The organism is Ramlibacter aurantiacus, from assembly GCF_016722895.1.
Classification (GTDB): domain Bacteria; phylum Pseudomonadota; class Gammaproteobacteria; order Burkholderiales; family Burkholderiaceae_C; genus Ramlibacter; species Ramlibacter aurantiacus.
The window spans coordinates 12050-32787 of record NZ_JAEQNA010000006.1; the positions used below are offsets into that span (position 1 = coordinate 12050).

Genomic DNA, 20738 nt, shown 5'->3' on the forward strand with positions numbered 1-20738 from the left:
AGGCTTCTTGCTGGTGGAGACATCGGGCCGCCTCCTGGCGGCCTTCGAACAAGCTACGAAAGGAAAGTCATCATGTTGAACCGCCGTCACGCCACGCTGGGCCTGCTCGCCACGCTCGGATTGCGCCCCGCCTTCGCGCAGTCGTCCTTCCCTGGTGGACGCCCCATCCGCATCATCGTGCCCTTCGCTGCCGGCGGCTCCTCCGACGTGATGGCCCGCGGCCTGGGCAAGCAGCTGTCCGACCAGATGGGCGTGCCCTTCGTCATCGAGAACCGGCCGGGCGCCGGCGGCGGCGTCGCGATGGAGCAGGTGGCGCGCGCGCCGGCCGATGGACACACGCTGCTGTACGGCACCATCGGAACCAACGCCGTCGCCCCGGTGCTGTTCAAGAACCTGCCGGTGGATCCGGCCAAGGACCTCGCGCCGGTGTCGCTGGCGGCGCTCAACCCCAGCGTGCTGGTGGTGCACAGCAGCTTGCCGGTCAACTCGCTGCGTGACCTGATCGCCTATGCCAAGGCCAACCCGGGCAAGCTCAATTACGCCTCGGCGGGCAACGGCAGCATTTCGCACCTGGCCACCGAACTGCTCAAGTCCAGCGCCGGCATCGACATGGTGCATGTTCCCTACAAGGGCGGCGGCGCCGCCTCGGCCGACCTGCTGGCGGGCAACGTCTCGCTGATGATCGAGACGATCACGAACGCCATGACGCTGGTGAAGACCGGCAAGGTGCGCGCCATCGCCAACTCGGGCAGCAAGCGCTCGCCCAGCGCGCCCGACCTGCCCACCTTTGCCGAAGCCGGCCTGCCGAGCTTCGTGGTGGACAGCTGGACCGGCATCTTCACGGCCAGTGGCACGCCGACCCCGGTCATCGAGCGCCTGAGCTCGGAAATCGCCAAGGCCTCGCGCGAACCCGCGTACCGGCAGTCCATGTCCAATATCGGCGTGGAGGCGGCCAGCTCGTCGCCCAGCGAGTTCGCCAACTTCGTGCGCGCGGAGCAGGCCAAGTGGGGCAAGGTGGTGCAGGCCACCGGCACCCGCATCGAGTAAGCGAACGCGGCGGGCTTCGTGCCCGCAATCAGGCCGCGGCGCGTTCTGCCTTGGCCCGCAACAGCTCGCGCAGCAGCGCCTCGGTGCCGCTGGCCAGCACGGTGGCCGGGCGGCGGCTGGCCGACACCAGGGCCAGCTTGCCACGCAGCCGGGGGCGGCTCAGGCGACGCGCCACCAGCTGCGCGTCGGGCAGCCCGGCCCACAGCACCGATTCCGGCACCACCGCATGGCCGCAGCCGGCCAGCACCAGGTCGGGGATCGAGGCCAGCGCCTCGACCTCCAGATGGAAGTCGAGTCCGATGCCCTGGCGAGTGGCCTCGACCTCGATCTGCGACCGGATGGGATGCGGGTTCGCCGGCGCGATCAGCCGCAGGCCGGACAGCTCGGCCAGGGTGGCGGTGCCGGGCCGGGCGAAGTCGCCGTCTCTCGACCGGCTCAGCAGGCACACCGATTCCTCCGCCAGCGCCTCGATGTGCAGCAGGTTCGACGCCGCCGGGTTGTGCATCACCGCCACGTCGACCCGCCCGATCAGCAACTGCTCCTGCAGCGCGGTGGACAGGCCTTCGGTGATGGCGATGCGGGCTCGGGGATAGCGCTGCTGGAAGCCCTGCACCAATGGCACCGACAGGGCCCGCGCCACCGACGGCGGCATGCCGACGACGACCCGGCCGATGATCTCGCTGTCGGTGCCGTCCAGGGCGGCGCGCGCGCTCTCCAGCTGGCTGAGGGCGCCCTGGGCATACGACAGGAAGCGTGCACCGGCGTCGGTCAGCACCACGCCACGGCCGTTGCGGTGGAAGAGGTTGCGGCGCAACTCGACCTCCAGTGCGCGGATATGCCGGCTGAGCGCGGGCTGGCCCATGCGCAGGGCCGTGGCGGCATGGCTCAGGCTGCCATGGCGCGCCACCTGCACGAAGTACTGGAGCTGCTTGAGGTTCATGTCGTCGCTCGGATATGCCGAAAACAAGATACCAGCATTCGGACCTGGGATGCGCCGCGAGACCGTGGCCGGCCTAGACTGCGGTGATCGCTGCCATTGCAAGGCAGCCTCAACCAGGAGCACGCATGTTCACAGCCACCATCGGCGCGCCGATCTCGGCCGACTCGTCCGCAGCTTATCGCCGCAGCTACGAGACCATCACCGTCACGCCGTCGTCGCCGCACATCGGCGCCGAAATCGGTGGCGTCGACCTGACCCAACCCCTGCCGGCCGAGCAGGTGGCCGAGATCAAGGCCGCGTTCACGCAGTTCCAGGTGATCTTCTTGCGCGACCAGCGCATCAGCTTCGAGGACCAGATCCGCTTCGCCAGCTTGTTCGGCCCTTTGGGCAAGCATGTAGGCAAGAACACCATCAGCAAGCCCACCGAGAACGAACTGGTGCGCCGCTTCCATTACGACGAGACCTCGGATCGGGTCTCGGGCGAGAACTGGCACAGCGACCAGTCCTGCGCGCCCATGCCTCCGCTGGGCAGCATGCTGTACCTGCACACGATCCCGCCCGATGGCGGTGGCGACACGATGTTCGCGAGCACCTATGCCGCCTACGACGCGCTGTCGGACAAGATGAAGCAGTTCCTGTCGGGCCTCACCGCCACGCACGACGGCGCGCGCGTGTTCGGCCCCGGCACGCCCAAGTCGTCGCACCCGGTGATCGTCCGGCATCCGGAGAGCGGCCGGCGCGGCATCTATGTCAGCTGGGACTTCACCAGCCACATCGACGGCCTGCCCAAGGCAGAGAGTGACGCGATCCTGGCTTTCCTTTATCGGCATATCGGCCGTGACGAATGGTCGTGCCGCTTCCGCTGGCAGCCGCATTCGATCGCGTTCTGGGACAACCGCTGCGCCCAGCACAAGGCGATCTGGGACTACTGGCCCAACGTGCGCTCGGGCTTCCGCGTGCAGATCGAAGGCACGCAGGCGCCGATCGCGGGGTAGGGACGCCACTTCGGGCGGCCCGGCAGCGCCGTCCGCCGCGGGATTGATCGGTTCTCCTTGTTGCTCCATCCAAATATTGAGCTTCCCAAGGCCTGGCGGCTTCGCTCAAATGGCCCGCGTTGAACAGGCGCCCTGGCGGTAGGGTTCACGCCGGTGCTGTGCCAAAGCCGCGCGGCCGAGGTGGCGCCTAGAACGGAGGCACAAGGAATGAACAGCAGCAACCCGACCCCAGCCCGACGCTCCCTGCGCGTCGCGATCGCAGGAGCCGGCATCGGCGGACTGACCGCCGCCGCAGCGCTTCGACAGCGAGGTTTCGAGGTGGTGATCTACGAACGCGCCCGCCAGCTCGGCGAGGTCGGCGCCGGCCTGCAGATCGCCCCCAATGCCGTGAAGGTGATCCGCGCGCTCGGGCTCGAGGACCGTTTCATGAAGCTGGCCGCCGAGCCGCTGGTGCGCCTGTCGCTGAAGTGGGACGACGGCACGGTGCTCGCCCGCGAACGCTTCAAGGGCCCGATGCAGGAAGTCTTCGGCGCGCGCTATTACATGGCCCACCGAGCTGACCTTCACGCCCTGCTGCTGTCGCTGGTGCCGGAGTCGTCGATCCACACCGGCGCCGAGTGCGTGGGCGCGGAGACGACGAAGGGCGGGGCGGTGATGCGCTTCGCCGACGGCAGCGAAGCCGAGGCGGACCTGGTGCTCGGCGCCGATGGCATTCACTCGGCCGTTCGCAAGGGCCTCTTCGGGGCGGGCGAGGCCCGCTTCACCAACCAGATCTGCTGGCGCTTGATCTTGAAGATGGACGAGCTTCGGGATGCGGCGCCCAAGCTGCCCGTGCCGCTCGACGGCAGCGAGTACACCGGCTGGCTCGGCCCGACAGGGCACGTGCTGTTCTACCCCCTGCGAGGTGGCGAGCTGCTCAACATCTTCGCGGGAAGGGTCTCGACCCAGTGGGCCGACGAGACGTGGACGGTGCCGAGCAGCAAGCAGGAAATGCTCGACGCCTACGCCGGCTGGCACCCTGGCATGCTGGACGTGATGTCGCGCGCGAAGGAGGCCTTCAAGTGGGGCATCTACGACCGCGACCCGCTCGCCAACTGGGTGATCGGGCGCGTCGGGCTGCTGGGCGATGCGGCGCATCCCATGATGCCCACGCTGGCGCAGGGTGCGGCCATTTCCATCGAGGATGGCTACGCGGTCGCGCGTCACGTCGACCAATGCAGCAGCGACCCCGCGGCCGCGCTGGCCGCCTATGAGCGTGAGCGCCAGCCGCGCGCCAGCAAGGTGCAGTTGCAGGCCCGGCAGCAGTTCCTGAACAACCAGCTCGTGCCGCCACCCCCGCCACTCCCCGTGGACTGGATCTTCGGCCACGATGTGGTGGCGGGACCCGTGCGCGAGGCGGCCTGAGAGTCAAGTAGCCCGTGAAATCACCAGGAGACAACGCCATGAATCTCGCCCGTACCTGTGCACTCGCCGCCGGCCTCTCGTTGGCCGTGCTCGGCGTGTCGCACGCGCAGACCAGCTTCCCGACCAAGCCGGTGCGGCTCGTCGTGCCGTATCCGGCCGGCGGGGCGCTCGATGGCTCGGCGCGCATCGTCGCTGCAGAGATGGCGAAGACGCTGGGGCAGCCGGTCATCGTCGACAACCGACCGGGTGGCGCCGGCACCATGGGCGCCGACCATGTGGCCAAGGCACAGCCCGACGGCTACACGCTGTGCTGGTGTCCGACGGGTCCGCTCACCATCACGCCACAGTCCGATCCGAAGGTGCCGTACCAGCCCCTGCGGGACCTGATGCCCGTGAGCCATGCGATCAACATGGACAACGTGATCATGGCGCGCAAGAACTTCCCGGCGAACTCACTCGCGGAGCTGCTGGCGCTTGGGAAGAAGAACTCGAGTGCCATCACCTACGGCACGCCGGGCGCCGGGGGTACGCACCACCTCGGCGCCGAATGGCTGCGCGCGGAGACCGGCATCAACATCGTTCACGTGCCGTACAAAGGTGAGAACCCGGCGGTCGCCGATTTGCTGGGTGGGCACATCGATCTCGTGATGGGCTCCGCGGCGCTGGCCGCGCCCCTGCTGCAAGAGGGAAAGATCAAGGTCCTGGGCAACCTCGGTGCGCAGCGTTCCAAGTTGCTGCCGCAGATCCCGACGGTGGCCGAGTCGGGTTTCCCGAATTACGGCTGGACCAATTTCATCGGCATCAATGCCCCCGCGGGCACGCCGGCCCCGGTGATCGATGCGCTGTCGAGTGCCGCGGCCAAGGCGGTGCGCGAGCCGGCGGTGCAGGAGAAATTCGTCGCCCTCGGCTTCCAGGGCGTGGGGAGCACGCCAGCTCAGTATGCGGAGTTCCTGCGCAAGGAGACCGCCACCTGGGGCCGCCTGCTCAAGACGACCAACCTCACGCGTGACTGACCGCCTGGTGCGGTTCGCCGATCCAGCGCAGCCCTTCCGAGAGGGCGTACTGGCCGGCGGCGAGATGGTCGCGAAAGAGCCGCGTGAGCCGCACGACACGGTCGGTCGTGGCCGAGCCCGAGCCCGAACGGATGGAGACGGAGCAGGCGATCCAGCCGCCGTCCACGCCTTTGGTGAGAGGGGAGATGAGGTACTTGCCGACAGTGATGGGGTTGTGATTCTTCAAAAGGTTCGCGTGCAATCAGATGGTGTGTGAGGCGACCTGCGCACAGGCAGGTCCCGGTGCTCAGCGGCGGAACGGGGGCCGCTGGGCAGTGGCGCCAGCGGGGCGCCGCTCAGGCAGGTGGCGGAACATGATCCGTCCCTTGTTGAGGTCATAGGGCGAGAGTTCGAGCGTGACCTCATCGCCCGCGATCACGCGGATGCGGTGCTTGCGCATCTTGCCGCCGCTGTAGGCCACGAGTTCGTGCCCGTTGGTCAGGACGACTCGGAAGCGTGAATCAGGCAGCACCTCGGCGATGCGGCCCCGCATTTCGATGAGTTCTTCTTTGGCCAAGAAATACCTTTCATGAGCCAGCGTGAAGCACGCTGGCAGGACGATGTCCGCGCAGGGTGCGCGAAGCGGTTGCTAGGGAAATCACAGGGCCGGCGCTGCCGGCCGGGGCGTTGCAGACCGCCGGAACGGGTCTTGCAGGAAGACGCGGGCGCTGCTGGAAAAAAGACGCTTCGAGCGAAGCTGGCAGGCCGCTATTGTAGGGGTGCGTTCACACCAGCCGTTGTAGGCCAGGCGCGCGCCCTTGCAAAAAGACCCTGAATTCGAGCGATTGCGGCGCGCCGGGCGCGAAGCCGCGCGCAATTGGCCCCACAATAGCGGCAGCGGTGAGTTCGTGCACCGTTGACGCGGTGAGGTTCAGTTTCTTCGCTTTCCCCTGAAGGCTCATGAGTTTGTGATTGCATCCGGGCTCCATCGCATTTCGTTTCCTTTTCATTGGAGTCCCTCTTGGGCAACAAACTTTACGTGGGCAACCTGCCCTACAGCTTCCGCGACAGCGACATGGAACAGGCCTTCGGCGCCTACGGTTCCGTGCAGAGCGCCAAAGTCATGATGGATCGTGACTCCGGCCGCTCCAAGGGCTTCGGCTTCGTCGAGATGTCTTCGCCGGCCGAAGCGCAGGCTGCCATCCAGGGCATGAACGGACAGCACATCGGCGGCCGTGACCTGGTGGTCAACGAAGCTCGTCCGATGGAAGCGCGTCCTCCCCGCGGTGAAGGCGGCTACGGCGGCGGCGGCGGCGGTGGCGGCTACGGCGGTGGCGGCGACCGCGGCGGATACGGCCGCGGTCGCTAAGACCGGCACCATCTAGGACATACGGCTCGTCTTTCGGCGAACCGGTCGATAAAAGGCCCCCGAGCTTCGGCTCGGGGGCCTTTTTTTCTGGCGCTTTCCGGATAGGCCCGCTTCCGGATGGACGTGTCGGTCGGTAACGAATGTCTCAACGCCATTCAGGAACGCGCGTTCGGTTTCATCGGTTTACGTTTTCGGTCGAGCTTGGTTCGGTGTGTCGGACTTGTCCTACTAGCATCCGGCCGCGTCACTGCTGAGCCTGCGTTTGCCAGGCGCCGCTACCGCGGAACAGCAGGGCGTTCCACCGCCGACCCCCGTCACGGACCCGTCGCCAAGATGCGCATTGGTCCGCTGGGCGAAGCCTTGCCTGAACCCAAGCGAGACCTGAAATGAAACGCCACCGCGGCGCCTTTGCCGACCTTTCCCGTGCGAGCCTGATTGCTGCTTCCAGCCTGGGCGTCGTGCCCATGGCCATTGCCCAGACGACCGCGCCGCAGATTCCCGTGGCCAGTTCCAGCCGGCTGTGGCTGCAAGTCGGCAACCCCAACGATGCCTATCTCGTCGAGGACAACCGCTGGGGCGCCAACGGCCTCACCGAGGGCGTGCTGTCGAGCCAGTATGAGCAAGCCGTGGGTCGCAGCACCCAGGTGGGGCCCAACGGCGAAGTGGCCTTCCGCATGAAATGGCGCTGGCCGCAGGGCACGACCGAGGTCAAGGGCTATCCGTCGATCCTCTATGGCCGCAAGCCGGGCTACTACAGCAGCTCCAACATGATCTCGGGCTACCCGGTCCAGTTACCGGACGGCAGCATTTCGCAGAAGGCGCCTGCAGGCGAAACCCCGGGTACGGTGCTGCCGATCCGCCTGCCGGTGCCATCGCTCAAGGCCAAGATCAACTACAAGCACAACGCCACGCCGACAGGGCAGGGCCAGTTGACCTTCGACATCTGGCTGCAATCGGCACCCGGGCAGGACCGCGGCTTCCTCTCGTCCTCGATCACCCACGAGATCATGATCCCGCTGGCGAACTGGGGGAACTACGGTGCCCACAACGTGCCCGGCGGCCGCAACCCCGGCTGGTTCGATCACACGGCCACCATTGCCGGCAAGCAGTACCACGTGTATGTGACGAAGAAGTCCAACGGCTGCTTCAACTACGACTTCAGCTATCTCAACGGCACCTATGGCCGCACCGGCTGGAAGATGATCGCCTTCGTGCCCGCGGTGATGCCGGTGGCGCCCGGCGAGATCGACATCGCGGCCATCGTGAACTACTTGAGCACACGTACCGACGCCTGCGGCCAGCGCTGGGCCAATGGCAACGAATACCTCAGCAGCGTGGAGCTTGGCGTGGAACCGGTGGTGGGCACCGGCGACATCACCGTGTTCGACTACAAGGTGTCGACGGGATCGATGGCTCCAGCTCCAGCTCCAGCTCCGGCTCCGGCTCCGGCTCCAGCTCCGGCTCCGGCTCCGGCTCCGGCTCCGGCTCCGGCTCCGGCTCCGGCTCCGGCGACAACCACCAGCTACGCCACCTGGGTCAACGGCCAGTGGTATGCAGCCGGCAGCGTCGTCGCGTATGGCGGCAAGCTCTACATCGCCAAGCACGCCAACCCCGGCTACAACCCGACCATCAGCACCTACTACTGGGCGCCACACACCGGCACCGCTACAGCCGCCGCTTGCAGCGCCAGCGCATGGGTCGTCGGCCGCTACTACGCCGCCGGCAGCGTCGTGTCGTACAACGGCGCGCTCTACGTCGCCAAGTACGCCAACCCCGGCTACAACCCGACGATCAGCACTTACTACTGGGCTCGCCACGCCTGCTGATCGCCTACGCCCGGAATCGACACTTTCGAGTGACGGTTCCGACTGGTTCGCGGCGATCGTTTCGGACGGTAAGCGGTGTGTCCGCATGCCACTGAGCAAGCTCTGCGGTTTCAGCTTCTTACTGTTACGGTAGGGCTACCAGGAGACGTGTCGGACACGTCCTACTAGCATCCACTCCGTTACTGCTGAGCCAGGGTTTCACAGAGCCACCGCGGTTCCCGCGGACAAAGCAGGACACCCCAAACGTTCAAGCCCACTCGGGCCCCGCGCCGCCACCGGCGCGCAGGTCCGCTGGGCGAAGCCTTGCCCGACGAAAGCGAGACCCGTCATGACCCGCGCTCCCTCCACCGCCCGCCGCCACCTTGCGTCTTCCCGCATCCACCGCGGTCCGCGCGCCGCCCTGCTGGCGGCTTTCAGCCTGGGCCTGGTGCCCCTGGCGATCGCGCAGAGCACCGCTCCGCAGATCCCGGTCGCCAGCTCCAGCCGACTGTGGCTGCAGGCCGGTCAGTCGAACGACGCGTACCTGGTGGAGGACAACCGCTGGGGCGCGGCCGGCCTGACCGAGGGCGTGCTGTCCACGCAGTACGAGCAGGCCGTGGGCCGCAGCACGCAAGTCGGGCCCAACGGGGAGGTGGCCTTCCGCACGAAGTGGCGTTGGCCGCAGGGGACGACAGAGGTCAAGGGTTACCCGGCCGTGCTGTACGGCCGCAAGCCGGGCTACTACAGCTCGAGCAACCTGGTGGCGGGCTACCCGGTGCAGTTGCCCGACGGCAGCATCTCGCAGATGGCGCCTTCGGGACACACGCCGGGCACCATCCTGCCGATCCGCATGCCGGTGTCTTCGCTCAAGGCCAAGGTCAACTTCCAGCACAACGCGGCGCCCACGGGACAGGGCCAGCTCACCTTCGACATCTGGCTGCAATCCGAGCCCGGGCAAGACAGCGGCTTCCTCAACTCGTCGATCACGCACGAGATCATGATTCCGTTGTCCAACTGGGGGAACTATGGCGCGCACAACGTCCCCGGCGGCCGCAACCCCGGCTGGTTCGATCACACGGCCACTATCGCCGGCAAGCAGTACCACGTGTACGTGACCAAGGGTTCGGACGGCTGCTTCCGCTACAACTTCGGCTCCTTGAGCGGCAGGTACGGTCGCACCGGCTGGAAGATGATCGCCTTCGTGCCCGCCTTGATGCCGGTCGCTCCCGGCGAGATCGACCTGGCCGCCATCATCAATTACCTCTCGACTCGCAAAGACACCTGCGGCAGCCCCTGGGCCATGGGCAACGAGTACGTCAGCAGCGTGGAGCTGGGCGTCGAGCCTGTGGTGGGCACGGGCGACATCACGGTGTTCGACTACAAGGTCTCCACGGGGGCCGTGCCGCTGACGGCACCCGCACCCGCACCCGCACCCGCACCCGCACCCGCACCCGCACCCGCACCCGCACCCGCACCCGCACCCGCACCCGCACCCGCACCCGCACCGACGACGTCGACCAGCTGCACTGCGGCCGAATGGATCGTCTGGCAACCGTACAAGGCCGGCGACATCGTGACCTATGAAGGCAAGCTGTACATCGCCAAGTACGACAACCCCGGCTACAACCCGACCATCAGCACCTACTACTGGGCGCCGTACACCTGCCCTGCACCTGCACCCGCACCCGCACCCGCGCCCGCACCCGCGCCTGCGCCTGCGCCTGCGCCTGCGCCTGCACCTGCGCCTGCGCCTGCGCCTGCGCCTGCACCTGCACCTGCGCCTGCACCTGCACCCGCACCCGCACCCGCACCCGCACCCGCACCCGCACCAGCACCCGCACCAGCACCAGCACCCGCACCCGCACCCGCACCCGCCTGCACCGTTGTTTCCGAATGGAGGCGCGGCGTCGCCTACAGCGCGGGCGCGGCCGTGAACCACGCGGGTTCGCGATACGTGGCCCGCCAAACCAGCAAGAACATGCGCCCGGACATCTCGCCTTCGCACTGGACACGCCAGTCCTGCTGACGCAGCCGACCCGTGCAGACGCGGCATGGACCCGTTTCTGCACGGTCGCCGGACCGGTCGGCGCGACCCCGAAACCTATAATCCCAGGCTTCGCCCGCGCCGCCCGAGGCGCCTTCCGGCCCGTCCTCCAAGCCCATGAGTCCATCCGCTTCCAGCCCCCGGTTCACCGTCGCCGACATCCGCAAGACCTTCCTCGACTTCTTCGCGGCACGGGGACACGCGGTGGTCGAGTCCAGCCCGCTGGTGCCGGGCAATGACCCGACGCTGATGTTCACCAACTCGGGCATGGTGCAGTTCAAGGACGTGTTCCTGGGCACCGACAAGCGGCCCTATGTGCGCGCGGCCTCGGTGCAGGCCTGCCTGCGGGCGGGCGGCAAGCACAACGACCTGGAGAACGTCGGCTACACCGCGCGGCATCACACCTTTTTCGAGATGCTGGGCAACTGGAGCTTCGGCGACTACTTCAAGCGCGAGTCGCTCAAGTGGGCTTATGAGCTGCTGACCGAGGTGTACCGCCTGCCGCCCGAGCGCCTCTGGGCCACCGTCTACATCGAGGACGACGAGGCCTACGACATCTGGACCAAGGAGATCGGCCTGCCGCCCGAGCGCGTGGTGCGCATCGGCGACAACAAGGGCGCTCGCTACGCGTCCGACAACTTCTGGATGATGGCCGACACCGGCCCCTGCGGCCCGTGCTCGGAGATCTTCTACGACCACGGGCCCGAGGTCGCGGGTGGCCCGCCCGGGAGCCCCGACGAAGACGGCGACCGCTACATCGAGATCTGGAACAACGTGTTCATGCAGTTCGACATGCAGCCCGACGGCAGCCTGCGGCCGCTGCCTGCGCCCTGCGTGGACACCGGCATGGGCCTGGAGCGGCTGGCGGCCATCCTGCAGCACGTCCACAGCAACTACGAGATCGACCTGTTCGACGCGCTGATCCGCGCGGCCGCCCGCGAGACCGGCACCACCGACCTGGCCAACCCCTCGCTGCGTGTCATCGCCGACCACCTGCGCGCCACCGCGTTCCTGGTCAGCGACGGCGTCATCCCCAGCAACGAAGGCCGCGGCTACGTGCAACGACGCATCGTGCGACGCGGCATCCGCCACGGCTACAAGCTGGGCCGCAAGACGCCGTTCTTCCACAAGCTGGTGCCCCAACTGGTCGAGCTGATGGGCGCCGCCTACCCGCGCCTGAAGGCCGAAGAGGCGCGCATCGTCGAGGTGCTGCGCGCCGAGGAAGAGCGCTTCTTCGAGACGCTCGAAAACGGCATGGAAATCCTCGACGCCGCATTACAGGGCGGGGCGACCACGCTGCCGGGCGACGTGGCCTTCAAGCTGCACGACACCTACGGCTTTCCGCTCGACCTGACGCAGGACGTCTGCCGCGAGCGCGGCGTGGTCGTCGACGAGGCCGGCTTCAACGCCGCCATGGAGCGGCAGAAGGCCGCCGGCCGCGCTGCCGGCAAGTTCCGCATGGACCGCGCGCTCGAATACACCGGCGCCGGCCACCCCTTCACCGGCTACGAGCTGCTGGAAGAGCCGGCTCGCGTGGTCGCCATCTATCGCGACGGCACCCCGGCACAGGAACTGCCCGAGGGCCAGCCCGGGGTGGTGGTGCTGGACACCACGCCCTTCTACGCCGAGAGCGGTGGCCAGGTGGGCGACAGCGGCGTGCTCGACGCCGAAGGCCTGCAGTTCGGCGTGGACGACACGCAGAAGATCAAGGCCGACGTCTACGGCCACCACGGCACCCAGACGCAAGGCGTGCTGCGCGTGGGCGATGCCGTCACCGCCCGGGTGGACGTGTCCCGGCGCCAGGCCACCATGCGCAACCACAGCGTCACCCACCTGATGCACAAGGCCCTGCGCGAGGTCCTGGGCACGCACGTGCAGCAGAAGGGTTCGCTGGTCGATGCCGACAAGACCCGCTTCGACTTCACCCACAACCAGGCTTTGTCCGCCGACCAGATCCACGAGATCGAGCGGCGCGTCAACGCCGAGATCCTGGCCAACCACCCGACGCAGGCGCGGGTGATGGCCATCGACGACGCCAAGGCCACCGGCGCGGTGATGCTGTTCGGCGAGAAGTACGGCGACTCCGTCCGTGTGCTCGACATCGGCAGCAGCCGCGAGCTGTGCGGCGGCACGCACGTGCAGCGCACGGGCGACATCGGCCTGTTCAAGATCGTGAGCGAAGGGGGCGTCGCCGCCGGCGTGCGCCGTGTCGAGGGCATCACCGGCGCCAACGCGCTGGCCTACCTGCAGGACATGGAAGCCACGGTGCAGAGCGCGGCCTCGGCCCTCAAGGCGCCGGTGACCGAGCTGCAGGCCCGCATCGGCCAGGTGCTCGAGCAGGTGCGCTCGCTGGAAAAGGAAGTCGCTGCGCTCAAGGGCAAGCTGGCTTCCAGCAAGGGCGACGAGCTGGTGGCCCAGGCGGTGGACGTCAAGGGCACCAAGGTGCTGGCAGCCACGCTGGCCGGTGCCGATGCGCGCACGCTGCGCGAGGCCATGGACAAGCTCAAGGACAAACTCAAGTCCGCGGCCATCGTGCTGGCTGCCGTCAATGGCGCCAAGGTGCAATTGGCCGCCGGTGTCACCGCCGACCGCATGGACCGCATCAAGGCCGGCGAGCTGGTCAACTTCGTCGCCCAGCAGGTCGGCGGCAAGGGCGGCGGCAAGCCCGACATGGCCATGGCGGGCGGCACCGATGCCGCGAAGCTGCCGGAGGCGTTGCGCTCGGTGCAGGGGTGGGTCGAGCAGAAGCTCTGAGTTCGTCGGCCCCGAACTCTCCGGCCGTTCGGCCCCGTTCGCCCTGAGCCTGCCCCTCCCTGTTCGCCTTTAGCCTGTCGAAGGGCGCTGGCGGCGATGGGGCCGGAGACCCACGCGCGCCGTCGAAGCCGTCAACAGATTCAGCCCACGAACTGCAACCCGGCGAGCCGCGCGTACAACCCGCCCGCGGCCAGCAACTCCTCGTGCCGCCCCTGTTCGACCACGCGCCCGTGGTCCAGCACCACGATGCGGTCGGCTTTCTGCACGGTGGCCAGGCGGTGTGCGATCACCAGCGTCGTACGGCCACGCATCGCAGACTCCAGCGCCGCCTGCACCATCCGTTCGCTTTGCGCATCCAGCGCGCTGGTGGCCTCGTCCAGCAGCAGCAGGGGCGCGGCCTTGAGCATCGCCCGCGCGATGGCGATGCGCTGGCGCTGCCCGCCCGACAGCCGCACGCCGCGCTCGCCCAGGAAGCTGTCGTAGCCGCCGGGCAGCGCCCCGATGAAGTCGTGGGCGTACGCGCCCCGCGCCGCCGCGAGCACCTCCTCGTCGCTGGCACCGGGGCGGCCGTAGCGGATGTTCTCGCGCGCGCTGGCCGAGAAGATCACCGGGTCCTGCGGCACCAGGGCGATGCGATCGCGCAGGTCCGCCAGCCGCAGGCTGGCGATCGGCACGCCATCCAGCAGCAAGCGTCCCTGCTGCGGGTCATAGAAACGCAGCAGCAGCTGGAAGAGCGTGCTCTTGCCCGCGCCGCTCGGGCCCACCAGGGCCACGGTTTCCCCGGGCCGGATGTCGAGGGTCAGGTCGGCCAGGGCGGGCGTGTCGGGCCGCGACGGGTAGTGGAAGCGCAGGCCTTCGATGCGCAATGCGCTGGGCTTCGCCGAAGGCGCCAGGGAGGCGGCACCATCGGGCGAACGCACCGGTGAGCTCGCCTGCAGCAGCTCCATCAGGCGTTCGGTCGCCCCGGCCGCCCGGAGCAGGTCGCCGTACACCTCGCCGAGAACCGCCACCGAGCCGGCCAGGATCACCGCATACACCACCGTCTGCCCGAGCTGCCCCGGCGTCATGCGGCCGCCCAGCACCGCCTGCGTCCCCTGGTACAGCGCCCACAGCAGCAGGGCGGCCGTGCCGATGATCACGAAGGCCACCAGCAGGGCGCGCGCCCGGTTGCGGCGTACGCTGGTGGCGAAGGCCTGCTCGGTGGCCCGGTCGAAGCGCGCGGCCTCGCGCGCCTCGGCGGTGTAGCTCTGCACCACCGGCACCGCGTCCAGCACCTCGGCGGCGATGGCGCTCGAATCGGCCACCCGGTCCTGGCTGGCCCGCGAGAGCCGGCGCACGCGCCGGCCGAAAGCCATGGCCGGCAGCACCACCAGCAGCAACACCAGCAGCACCTGGCCCATCACGCCGGGGTGCGTCCACACCAGCATGGCCAGCGCGCCCAGACCCATCACGGCATTGCGCAGCCCGAGCGAGAAGGACGAGCCCACCACCGTCTGCACGAGCGTCGTGTCGGTGGTCAGTCGGGACAGGACCTCGCCGGTCTGCGTGGTCTCGAAGAACTCCGGGCTTTGCCGCAGCACGTGCGCGTAAACGGCATTGCGCAGGTCCGCCGTGACCCGCTCTCCCAGCCAGCTGACCAGGTAAAAGCGGCCGGCCGAGAACACCCCCAGGGCCACCGCTACTCCGAACAGCGCCAGGAAGTGCCGCTGCAAGGCCTGCGCGGCCGCGGCGTCGCTGGACGCCGCCAGGCCGGCATCGATCAGCCGCCCCAGGGCCAGCGGAAAAAGCAGGGTGGCCACCGAAGCCAGAGCCAGCAGCGCGATGGCCGCGGCGATGCGGCCGCGGTAGGGCCTGACGAAAGGGCGCAGGCCCGAGAGGGACCGGGGAGCGCCGGCCGCCGGGCGCTGCTGTGGGATGGGCATGGACGGGCAGTGTAGGGCCCGGTGCAAGGCGGTTCGGCCGTGATCAGCCGGCGCCCGCCATCAGCTTGTGCACGAGGTCGGCCGTGGTGCTCGCCTTGTACTTTCGCATCAGCCGGGCGCGGTAGATCTCCACCGTTCGGTGGCTGATCTCCAGCGTCTTGCCGATCTCCTTGGAGGTCATGCCATCGAGCAGGCGGGCCGCGACCTCGCGCTCGCGCGGCGTGAGCTCGGCCTTCACGGGCCGCTGCGCGCTGAGGTCCTCGAAAGCCCAGATGCCGGCGGCGTGCGGCGCAGCCCGGTCCAGCGCCCGGCCGGTGACATGGCACCAGAAGGTTTCGCCGTTGCTGCGCATCATGATGCGGTCGTCGGCGTAGTGGCCTCGCGCGTTGAGGATGGGCGCCATGCGCGCGCCCAGGCGCTCGTATTCGTCCGCGCTCGGGTACAGAATCTGGAACGATTGCCCGATCAGCGCGTCGCGCGTGCTGCCGAACATCTCGCACAGGTGCTGGTTGCAGTCGACGATGTGGCGGTGGCGCGAGAGGCACAAGCCCACCGGGGCCAGGTCGAAGGCCATGCGGTAGTCCAGGTCCATGGGGCTTCTTTCTAGGGAATACTACGTAGCTGGGTACGTAGTATCGTCGCTTCATCCTTCCCGGTTCCCATTGAGGAGACTCTTCACGTGAACAAGCTCTATCCCAGTGCCCAAGCGGCGCTCGACGGCGTGGTGCGCGACGGCCAGTTGCTGGCCGTCGGCGGCTTCGGCCTCTGCGGCATTCCCGAGGCGCTCATCGACGCACTGCGCGACAGTGGCGTGCGCGAGCTCAGCGTCATCTCCAACAACGCCGGCGTCGACGGCTTCGGGCTGGGCAAGCTGCTCGAGACGCGGCAGATCCGCAAGATGATTTCCAGCTACGTCGGCGAAAACAAGGAATTCGAGCGGCAGTACCTGGCCGGAGAGCTCGAGCTCGAGTTCACGCCGCAGGGCACGCTGGCCGAGAAGCTGCGCGCCGGCGGCGCCGGCATCCCGGCCTTCTTCACCAAGACCGGCGTGGGCACCATGATCGCCGAGGGCAAGGAACTGCGCGACTTCGACGGCGAGACCTACGTGATGGAGCGCTCGCTGGTGCCCGACGTGGCCCTGGTGAAGGCGCACGTGGCCGACAAGTCGGGCAACCTGCGCTTCAACCTCACCGCTCGCAACTTCAACCCGGCCGCGGCCATGGCCGGCAAGGTCTGCATCGTGGAGGTGGAGCGCATCGTCGAGGTCGGCGACATCGCCCCTGACGACGTGCACCTGCCTGGCATCTACGTGCACCGCATCGTGCACAACCCCAGCCCCGAGAAGCGCATCGAGAAGCGCACCACCCGCCCGCGTTCCTAAGGAGACTTCACATGCCCTGGACCCAAGACCAGATGGCCGCGCGCGCGGCCCAGGAACTCGAGGACGGCTTTTACGTGAACCTCGGCATCGGCATCCCCACCCTGGTGGCCAACTTCGTGCCGCCCGAGAAGGAGGTGTGGCTGCAATCCGAGAACGGCATGCTGGGCATCGGCCCGTTCCCGTACGACGATGAGGTCGACGCCGACCTCATCAACGCCGGCAAGCAGACCGTCACCACCATCAAGGGCTCGTCGATCTTCGGCAGCGACCAGTCCTTCGCCATGATCCGTGGCGGCAAGATCAACCTGTCCATCCTGGGCGCCATGCAGGTCAGCGAAAAGGGCGACCTGGCCAACTGGATGATCCCCGGCAAGATGGTCAAGGGCATGGGCGGTGCCATGGACCTGGTGGCCGGCGTGCCGCGCGTCATCGTGCTGATGGAGCACGTGGCCCGCAAGAAGGACGGCACCCACGATTTGAAGATCCTGCCCCAGTGCACGCTGCCCCTCACGGGCGTGGGCGTGGTCGATCGCATCATCACCGACCTGGCGGTGATGGACGTCACGGCCGAGGGCCTGAAAGTGGTCGAGCTGGCGCCCGACGTGAGCTTCGAAGCCCTGCAGGCCAAGACCGGCGTTCCTCTGCAGCGTTAACGAGCGCTTGCAGCTGTCACCGCCGGCAACTGCCGGCGCGTGCAATACCTCTCAAGATGAGCCTTCGGGCGCCGACGAGCGGCGCCGTACAGGGAGACTCATCATGCGGCTCATCGGATCAGCACTTCTGGCACTGGGCTGCCTGGCGGCAGGGCAGGCGACGGCGCAGTGCTACACCGTCTACGACGCCGGCAACCGCGTGCTCTATCACGGGCGCGAATCGCCGGTGGACATGAGCAAGCCGCTGCACGAGACGGTGCCCGGCATGTACCCCGGTGGCCACCTGGTGTTCGACAACATCAGCAGCTGCGACGAGTTGCGGCCGCTGCAGCCGGTGGTGCAGTCGGCCCGTTCCGCCGAGCCCGACACGGCCCGCATGGGCGCCGGTCCGTCGCGTGCGGCCCGAAAAGAAATCACCGAACTGCGCGATCTGAAGCTTCGGGTCACGCGCGAGGGCGACAACCTGCTGATCGAGCCGCTGGACCACTAAGGGTGGCCCGAGCGGCAGCTCGAAAGCTTCAGCGATCCATTCCGGCCAGCGCCGCCACGGCCAGGGCGTAGCCCGGCACGCCGAAGCCGGCCATCACCGCCTGCGCCACTGGCGAGATGTAGCTGTGGTGCCGGAAGGCTTCGCGGGCGTGCACGTTGCTGATGTGCAGCTCGATCACCCGTGCCCCCGAACCCTTGATGGCATCGTGCAGGGCCACGCTGGTGTGTGTGTAGGCCCCGGCATTGAGGATGATGCCGGCCGCCTTGCCCTGGGTTTGGGCGCGGCCCGCCTCCTGGATCCAGGTCACCAGCTCGCCTTCATGGTTGGTCTGGCGAAAGTCCAGCGCCAGCCCGTGTTCGGCGCAGGCCTGGCGGCACAGGGCCTCCACGTCGGCGAGGGTTTGCGCCCCATAGATCTGCGGCTCGCGCGTGCCCAGCAGGTTGAGGTTGGGGCCGTTGAAGACGAAGGCGGTTTTCATGGGCGGGGAAGGGGAAGCTCGTGCGTTGGGCGGGAGGGTAGCAGAGCGGTCGGCTCACCCTGCCGATGCGGCCGGTGCTGTCGCCAGCCGATCACGCAGCCGGCGTGTCAGCGCCTTGAACGTGTCGATCGCCGCTGCACAGGCCTGCTCTCGCGCTGCCGGCTCGTCGGCGATGTGCCGGTCGAGCAGGGCGCAAAACTCACGCCAGACCGCCCCGGTGTGCTCGCCGCGTCCGCCGAAATAGCGGCCGCCGTTGGCCTCGGTCACACCTATCGCGTCGCGCAGGTGACGGGCGATCACGCGTCCGCCCAGGGCCGATCCTTCCAGCACATAGAGCGATCCCAGGGCCTGCGCGGCCGAGCCGATGGCCAGGTCGGCCATCGCATCGCGCGGCAGTGGGGATGTGTGCAGCGCATCGAGATCCTGCGCGGCCCAGCCCGCGCGGCGATGATGTTCGAACCACTCGCGCATGCCGGGTGGCAGCGCCCGGCCGATCATCGGTTCGCAAGCCGAAAGGAAGGATTCGAAGACCTGCAGGGCCGCGGCAAGACTGGCAGGTGAGTCCAGGCGGTCGAGCCGCATCACCGATTCGATTTCCAGGTGCGCGGCGGCGGTGGCTTGCCGCAAGGCCGGCAGCACCGTTGTTTCTGTCGTCATCCCCGCCATTCTAGAAAGCGAGGCCGCTCAGCTCAGAGCCAGCCGATGCGGCGGAAGCGGATGAACAGCGCCGCGCAGGCGGCCGTGATGAGGCCCAGCGCGAACAGGTAGCCGTAGCGCCAGCCCAGCTCCGGCATGAACTCGAAGTTCATGCCCCACAGGCCGGCCAGCGCGGTCCATACGCCGAAGATCGCCGCGTAGGCCGCCAGCCGCTTGGTCACCGCGCCGTCGTCGATGGTGACCAGCGACAGGTTGACCTGGATGGCGGTCGCGATGGTGTCGCGCAGGCCGTCGATGCTGGCATTGATGCGCGTCAGGTGGTCGGCCACGTCGCGCACGTAGTCCTGCACCGCCGCCACCTGGCCGGGCACGCGTCCGCCGTAGAGGCGCCCGATGTCATGGAGCAGCGGCGCCGCGGCCTGCTTGAGCACCGTGGTTCGCCGCTTGAGCAGGTAGAGCCGCTCGACGGTGGCGCGGCCGGGCAGCCGATCGCCGAAGATGTCGGCCTCGATCTGCTCCAGTTCGTCCTCGAGTTGCTCGACCAGCGGAAAGTAGCGGTCCACCACCGCGTCCATCAGGGCGTAGAGCACGTAACCGGGCCCGAAGCGCAGCAGTTCGGGCTCGCGCTCGCTGCGCGCCCGCACCCCGAGGAATCGCTGCTCGCTGCGATTGCGCACCGACAGCACGAAGCGCGGGCCGGTGAAGACGGCCAGTTCGCCCACCTCGATCTGCGCGGGCTCGTGGTGCAGCAGGTGCAGCACGGTGAACAGGCAGTCGCCGTACTCCTCCACCTTGGGCCGCTGGTGCCCGTGCAACGCGTCCTCCACCGCCAACTCGGGCAGCTCGAGCTGCGCCTGCAGCACGCGCAGCTCGTCGGGCGAGGCATCCTGCAGCGCCACCCAGACGAAGCAGTCGGGCCGCTGCAGGTAGTCGTGGATCGCGCCGATCTCGATGTCGGCGAGCTTGCGGCCGTCGCAATAGGCCGCGCAGTTGATCAACATCCGTCGGTCTCCCTAGTTCGCGAGCAGCGCATTCAGTTCGTCCTCGGCAAAACCAGCGGCGCGCCGGGCATCCAGGTTGAAGGGCCCGCGCGGCCGCGGTGCCTCGTACTGCCGGGCCAGCTGTGCATAGGTGGCGACCGGGTCCAGCCCCCGCGCCTCGCACACGTGGCGGTACCAGCGGTTGCCCACCGCCACATGGCCGATCTCGTCGCGCAGGATGATGTCCAGCACCGCGGCCGATTCCGTGTCGCCGGCCGCGAGCAGCTTGGCGCGGATCGGCGGCGAGGCATCCAGGCCACGCGCCTCCAGCGTGCGCGGCACCAGCGCCAGCCGGGCCAGCAGGTCGTGCCGGGTCTTGCGGGCCATCTCCCACAGGCCGTTGTGCGCCGGGAAGTCGCCGTAGTCGTGCCCCGTCGCCTGCAGCCTGGCGCGAAGCAGCTGGAAATGCAGCGCTTCCTCCTGCGCGACCACCGCCCACTGGCGGTAGAACTCGGGCGGCATGCCGCCGAAGCGCCAGACCAGGTCGGCGGCCAGGTCGATGGCATTGAACTCGATGTGGGCGAGCGCGTGAAGCAGCGCGGCGCGGCCCGCGGGCGTATGCACGGGGCGCGACTTGAGCGCCGTGTGGGGCACCAGCTGCGGCTCGGCCGGGCGGCCCGGCAGCCCCGGCGGCTCGTGCAGGGTGAGCGCCTCGCCGCAATCATCCTGCAGGTGCAAGGCGCGCGCTGCCTCGGCCTTCAGGCCGGGATCGGCCTGCCGCAGCACCGCCAATGCTTGTTCTCGAAGGGTGGGCATCGCGCGAGCAT

20 protein-coding genes and 1 pseudogene are annotated in these 20738 nt (G+C 68.3%); 11 read left to right on the forward strand and 10 right to left on the reverse strand.

Annotated elements, in window-relative coordinates; all coding sequences use genetic code 11:
* Positions 1 to 72: 72 nt before the first annotated feature.
* Entirely contained in the window at positions 73 to 1047 is a 975-nt protein-coding gene (locus JI739_RS15700) for a Bug family tripartite tricarboxylate transporter substrate binding protein (protein WP_201684877.1), read from the forward strand.
* Between the two features lie 28 nt (positions 1048 to 1075).
* On the opposite strand, the gene JI739_RS15705 is transcribed toward JI739_RS15700, so the two are convergent.
* On the reverse strand, positions 1076 to 1987 hold the full coding sequence (locus JI739_RS15705) for a LysR family transcriptional regulator (RefSeq protein WP_201684878.1): 912 nt from the start codon (positions 1985 to 1987) through the stop codon (positions 1076 to 1078).
* A gap of 125 nt (positions 1988 to 2112) precedes the next feature.
* Between JI739_RS15705 and JI739_RS15710 the strand changes: the two genes are divergently transcribed.
* The 3 genes from JI739_RS15710 to JI739_RS15720 all read left to right on the forward strand — a co-directional run bounded on the left by JI739_RS15710 (position 2113) and on the right by JI739_RS15720 (position 5399).
* Positions 2113 to 2982, forward strand: a complete 870-nt coding sequence (locus JI739_RS15710) for a TauD/TfdA dioxygenase family protein (protein WP_201684879.1) — start codon at positions 2113 to 2115, stop codon at positions 2980 to 2982.
* Between the two features lie 207 nt (positions 2983 to 3189).
* Positions 3190 to 4386: an FAD-dependent monooxygenase gene (locus tag JI739_RS15715; RefSeq protein ID WP_201684880.1), complete on the forward strand. Its 1197-nt coding sequence runs from the start codon at positions 3190 to 3192 to the stop codon at positions 4384 to 4386.
* 38 nt (positions 4387 to 4424) lie between these two features.
* A complete protein-coding gene (locus JI739_RS15720) occupies positions 4425 to 5399 on the forward strand; it encodes a Bug family tripartite tricarboxylate transporter substrate binding protein (protein ID WP_201684881.1) in 975 nt (324 codons plus the stop codon).
* Here the strand turns inward: JI739_RS15720 and JI739_RS15725 are convergent.
* From JI739_RS15725 to JI739_RS15735, 3 genes are all read right to left on the reverse strand, one after another.
* A complete protein-coding gene (locus JI739_RS15725; protein WP_236589765.1) occupies positions 5386 to 5625 on the reverse strand; it encodes a hypothetical protein in 240 nt (79 codons plus the stop codon). The genes JI739_RS15720 and JI739_RS15725 overlap by 14 nt on opposite strands.
* Positions 5626 to 5685: 60 nt before the next feature.
* Positions 5686 to 5955, reverse strand: a complete 270-nt coding sequence (gene infA / locus JI739_RS15730) for a translation initiation factor IF-1 (protein WP_201684883.1) — start codon at positions 5953 to 5955, stop codon at positions 5686 to 5688.
* 208 nt (positions 5956 to 6163) lie between these two features.
* On the reverse strand, positions 6164 to 6388 hold the full coding sequence (locus tag JI739_RS15735; RefSeq protein ID WP_201684884.1) for a hypothetical protein: 225 nt from the start codon (positions 6386 to 6388) through the stop codon (positions 6164 to 6166).
* An 11-nt stretch (positions 6389 to 6399) separates the two neighbouring features.
* On the opposite strand from JI739_RS15735, the pseudogene rbp reads away from it, so the two are divergent.
* The 4 genes and pseudogenes from rbp to alaS all read left to right on the forward strand — a co-directional run.
* A pseudogene (gene rbp / locus JI739_RS15740) lies at positions 6400 to 6741 on the forward strand (RNA-binding regulator); the annotation flags it as partial.
* Positions 6742 to 7133: 392 nt separating this feature from the next.
* On the forward strand, positions 7134 to 8573 hold the full coding sequence (locus JI739_RS15745) for a hypothetical protein (protein ID WP_201684886.1): 1440 nt from the start codon (positions 7134 to 7136) through the stop codon (positions 8571 to 8573).
* Between the two features lie 328 nt (positions 8574 to 8901).
* Positions 8902 to 10578: a hypothetical protein gene (locus JI739_RS15750; protein ID WP_201684887.1), complete on the forward strand. Its 1677-nt coding sequence runs from the start codon at positions 8902 to 8904 to the stop codon at positions 10576 to 10578.
* Positions 10579 to 10713: 135 nt separating this feature from the next.
* Positions 10714 to 13350 (forward strand): alanine--tRNA ligase, encoded by a 2637-nt coding sequence (gene alaS, locus JI739_RS15755; protein ID WP_201684888.1) that lies wholly within the window; start codon positions 10714 to 10716, stop codon positions 13348 to 13350.
* 140 nt (positions 13351 to 13490) lie between these two features.
* Here alaS and JI739_RS15760 read toward each other — a convergent pair whose 3' ends face one another.
* Both JI739_RS15760 and JI739_RS15765 read right to left on the reverse strand, forming a co-directional pair.
* Positions 13491 to 15272, reverse strand: coding sequence for an ABC transporter transmembrane domain-containing protein (locus tag JI739_RS15760; protein ID WP_201684889.1), 1782 nt, complete (start codon positions 15270 to 15272; stop codon positions 13491 to 13493).
* Positions 15273 to 15315: 43 nt separating this feature from the next.
* Positions 15316 to 15864, reverse strand: coding sequence for a PAS and helix-turn-helix domain-containing protein (locus JI739_RS15765; protein WP_201684890.1), 549 nt, complete (start codon positions 15862 to 15864; stop codon positions 15316 to 15318).
* Positions 15865 to 15951: 87 nt separating this feature from the next.
* Here JI739_RS15765 and JI739_RS15770 point away from each other — a divergent pair, with 87 nt between their 5' ends.
* The 3 genes from JI739_RS15770 (at position 15952) to JI739_RS15780 (ending at position 17796) form a co-directional block, all read left to right on the forward strand.
* On the forward strand, positions 15952 to 16653 hold the full coding sequence (locus JI739_RS15770) for a CoA transferase subunit A (protein ID WP_201684891.1): 702 nt from the start codon (positions 15952 to 15954) through the stop codon (positions 16651 to 16653).
* Between the two features lie 11 nt (positions 16654 to 16664).
* A complete protein-coding gene (locus JI739_RS15775; protein ID WP_201684892.1) occupies positions 16665 to 17306 on the forward strand; it encodes a CoA transferase subunit B in 642 nt (213 codons plus the stop codon).
* Between the two features lie 103 nt (positions 17307 to 17409).
* A complete protein-coding gene (locus tag JI739_RS15780) occupies positions 17410 to 17796 on the forward strand; it encodes a hypothetical protein (RefSeq protein ID WP_201684893.1) in 387 nt (128 codons plus the stop codon).
* A 28-nt stretch (positions 17797 to 17824) separates the two neighbouring features.
* Here the strand turns inward: JI739_RS15780 and aroQ are convergent, their stop codons facing one another.
* The 4 genes from aroQ to JI739_RS15800 are packed head-to-tail and all read right to left on the reverse strand — an operon-like array spanning position 17825 to position 20727.
* Complete coding sequence (aroQ, locus tag JI739_RS15785) at positions 17825 to 18274, reverse strand: type II 3-dehydroquinate dehydratase (protein ID WP_201684894.1); 450 nt, start codon at positions 18272 to 18274, stop codon at positions 17825 to 17827.
* A 54-nt stretch (positions 18275 to 18328) separates the two neighbouring features.
* The gene (locus tag JI739_RS15790) at positions 18329 to 18931 is read right to left on the reverse strand and encodes a biliverdin-producing heme oxygenase (RefSeq protein WP_201684895.1); all 603 of its coding nucleotides are present in this window, start codon (positions 18929 to 18931) and stop codon (positions 18329 to 18331) included.
* A gap of 32 nt (positions 18932 to 18963) precedes the next feature.
* Entirely contained in the window at positions 18964 to 19932 is a 969-nt protein-coding gene (locus JI739_RS15795) for a magnesium and cobalt transport protein CorA (protein WP_201684896.1), read from the reverse strand.
* Positions 19933 to 19944: 12 nt separating this feature from the next.
* On the reverse strand, positions 19945 to 20727 hold the full coding sequence (locus JI739_RS15800) for a ferritin-like domain-containing protein (RefSeq protein ID WP_201684897.1): 783 nt from the start codon (positions 20725 to 20727) through the stop codon (positions 19945 to 19947).
* Positions 20728 to 20738 lie beyond the last annotated feature (11 nt).

What these genes read in the sequence shown, in the direction of transcription:
- JI739_RS15700 (WP_201684877.1), top strand. Translation starts at nt 73, where the DNA reads ATGTTGAACCGCCGTCACGCCACGCTGGGCCTGCTCGCCACGCTCGGA.
- JI739_RS15705 (WP_201684878.1), bottom strand. Translation starts at nt 1,987, where the DNA reads ATGAACCTCAAGCAGCTCCAGTACTTCGTGCAGGTGGCGCGCCATGGC.
- JI739_RS15710 (WP_201684879.1), top strand. Translation starts at nt 2,113, where the DNA reads ATGTTCACAGCCACCATCGGCGCGCCGATCTCGGCCGACTCGTCCGCA.
- JI739_RS15715 (WP_201684880.1), top strand. Translation starts at nt 3,190, where the DNA reads ATGAACAGCAGCAACCCGACCCCAGCCCGACGCTCCCTGCGCGTCGCG.
- JI739_RS15720 (WP_201684881.1), top strand. Translation starts at nt 4,425, where the DNA reads ATGAATCTCGCCCGTACCTGTGCACTCGCCGCCGGCCTCTCGTTGGCC.
- JI739_RS15735 (WP_201684884.1), bottom strand. Translation starts at nt 6,388, where the DNA reads ATGAAAAGGAAACGAAATGCGATGGAGCCCGGATGCAATCACAAACTC.
- JI739_RS15745 (WP_201684886.1), top strand. Translation starts at nt 7,134, where the DNA reads ATGAAACGCCACCGCGGCGCCTTTGCCGACCTTTCCCGTGCGAGCCTG.
- JI739_RS15750 (WP_201684887.1), top strand. Translation starts at nt 8,902, where the DNA reads ATGACCCGCGCTCCCTCCACCGCCCGCCGCCACCTTGCGTCTTCCCGC.
- alaS (WP_201684888.1), top strand. Translation starts at nt 10,714, where the DNA reads ATGAGTCCATCCGCTTCCAGCCCCCGGTTCACCGTCGCCGACATCCGC.
- JI739_RS15760 (WP_201684889.1), bottom strand. Translation starts at nt 15,272, where the DNA reads ATGCCCATCCCACAGCAGCGCCCGGCGGCCGGCGCTCCCCGGTCCCTC.
- JI739_RS15765 (WP_201684890.1), bottom strand. Translation starts at nt 15,864, where the DNA reads ATGGACCTGGACTACCGCATGGCCTTCGACCTGGCCCCGGTGGGCTTG.
- JI739_RS15775 (WP_201684892.1), top strand. Translation starts at nt 16,665, where the DNA reads ATGCCCTGGACCCAAGACCAGATGGCCGCGCGCGCGGCCCAGGAACTC.
- JI739_RS15780 (WP_201684893.1), top strand. Translation starts at nt 17,410, where the DNA reads ATGCGGCTCATCGGATCAGCACTTCTGGCACTGGGCTGCCTGGCGGCA.
- aroQ (WP_201684894.1), bottom strand. Translation starts at nt 18,274, where the DNA reads ATGAAAACCGCCTTCGTCTTCAACGGCCCCAACCTCAACCTGCTGGGC.
- JI739_RS15790 (WP_201684895.1), bottom strand. Translation starts at nt 18,931, where the DNA reads ATGACGACAGAAACAACGGTGCTGCCGGCCTTGCGGCAAGCCACCGCC.
- JI739_RS15795 (WP_201684896.1), bottom strand. Translation starts at nt 19,932, where the DNA reads ATGTTGATCAACTGCGCGGCCTATTGCGACGGCCGCAAGCTCGCCGAC.
- JI739_RS15800 (WP_201684897.1), bottom strand. Translation starts at nt 20,727, where the DNA reads ATGCCCACCCTTCGAGAACAAGCATTGGCGGTGCTGCGGCAGGCCGAT.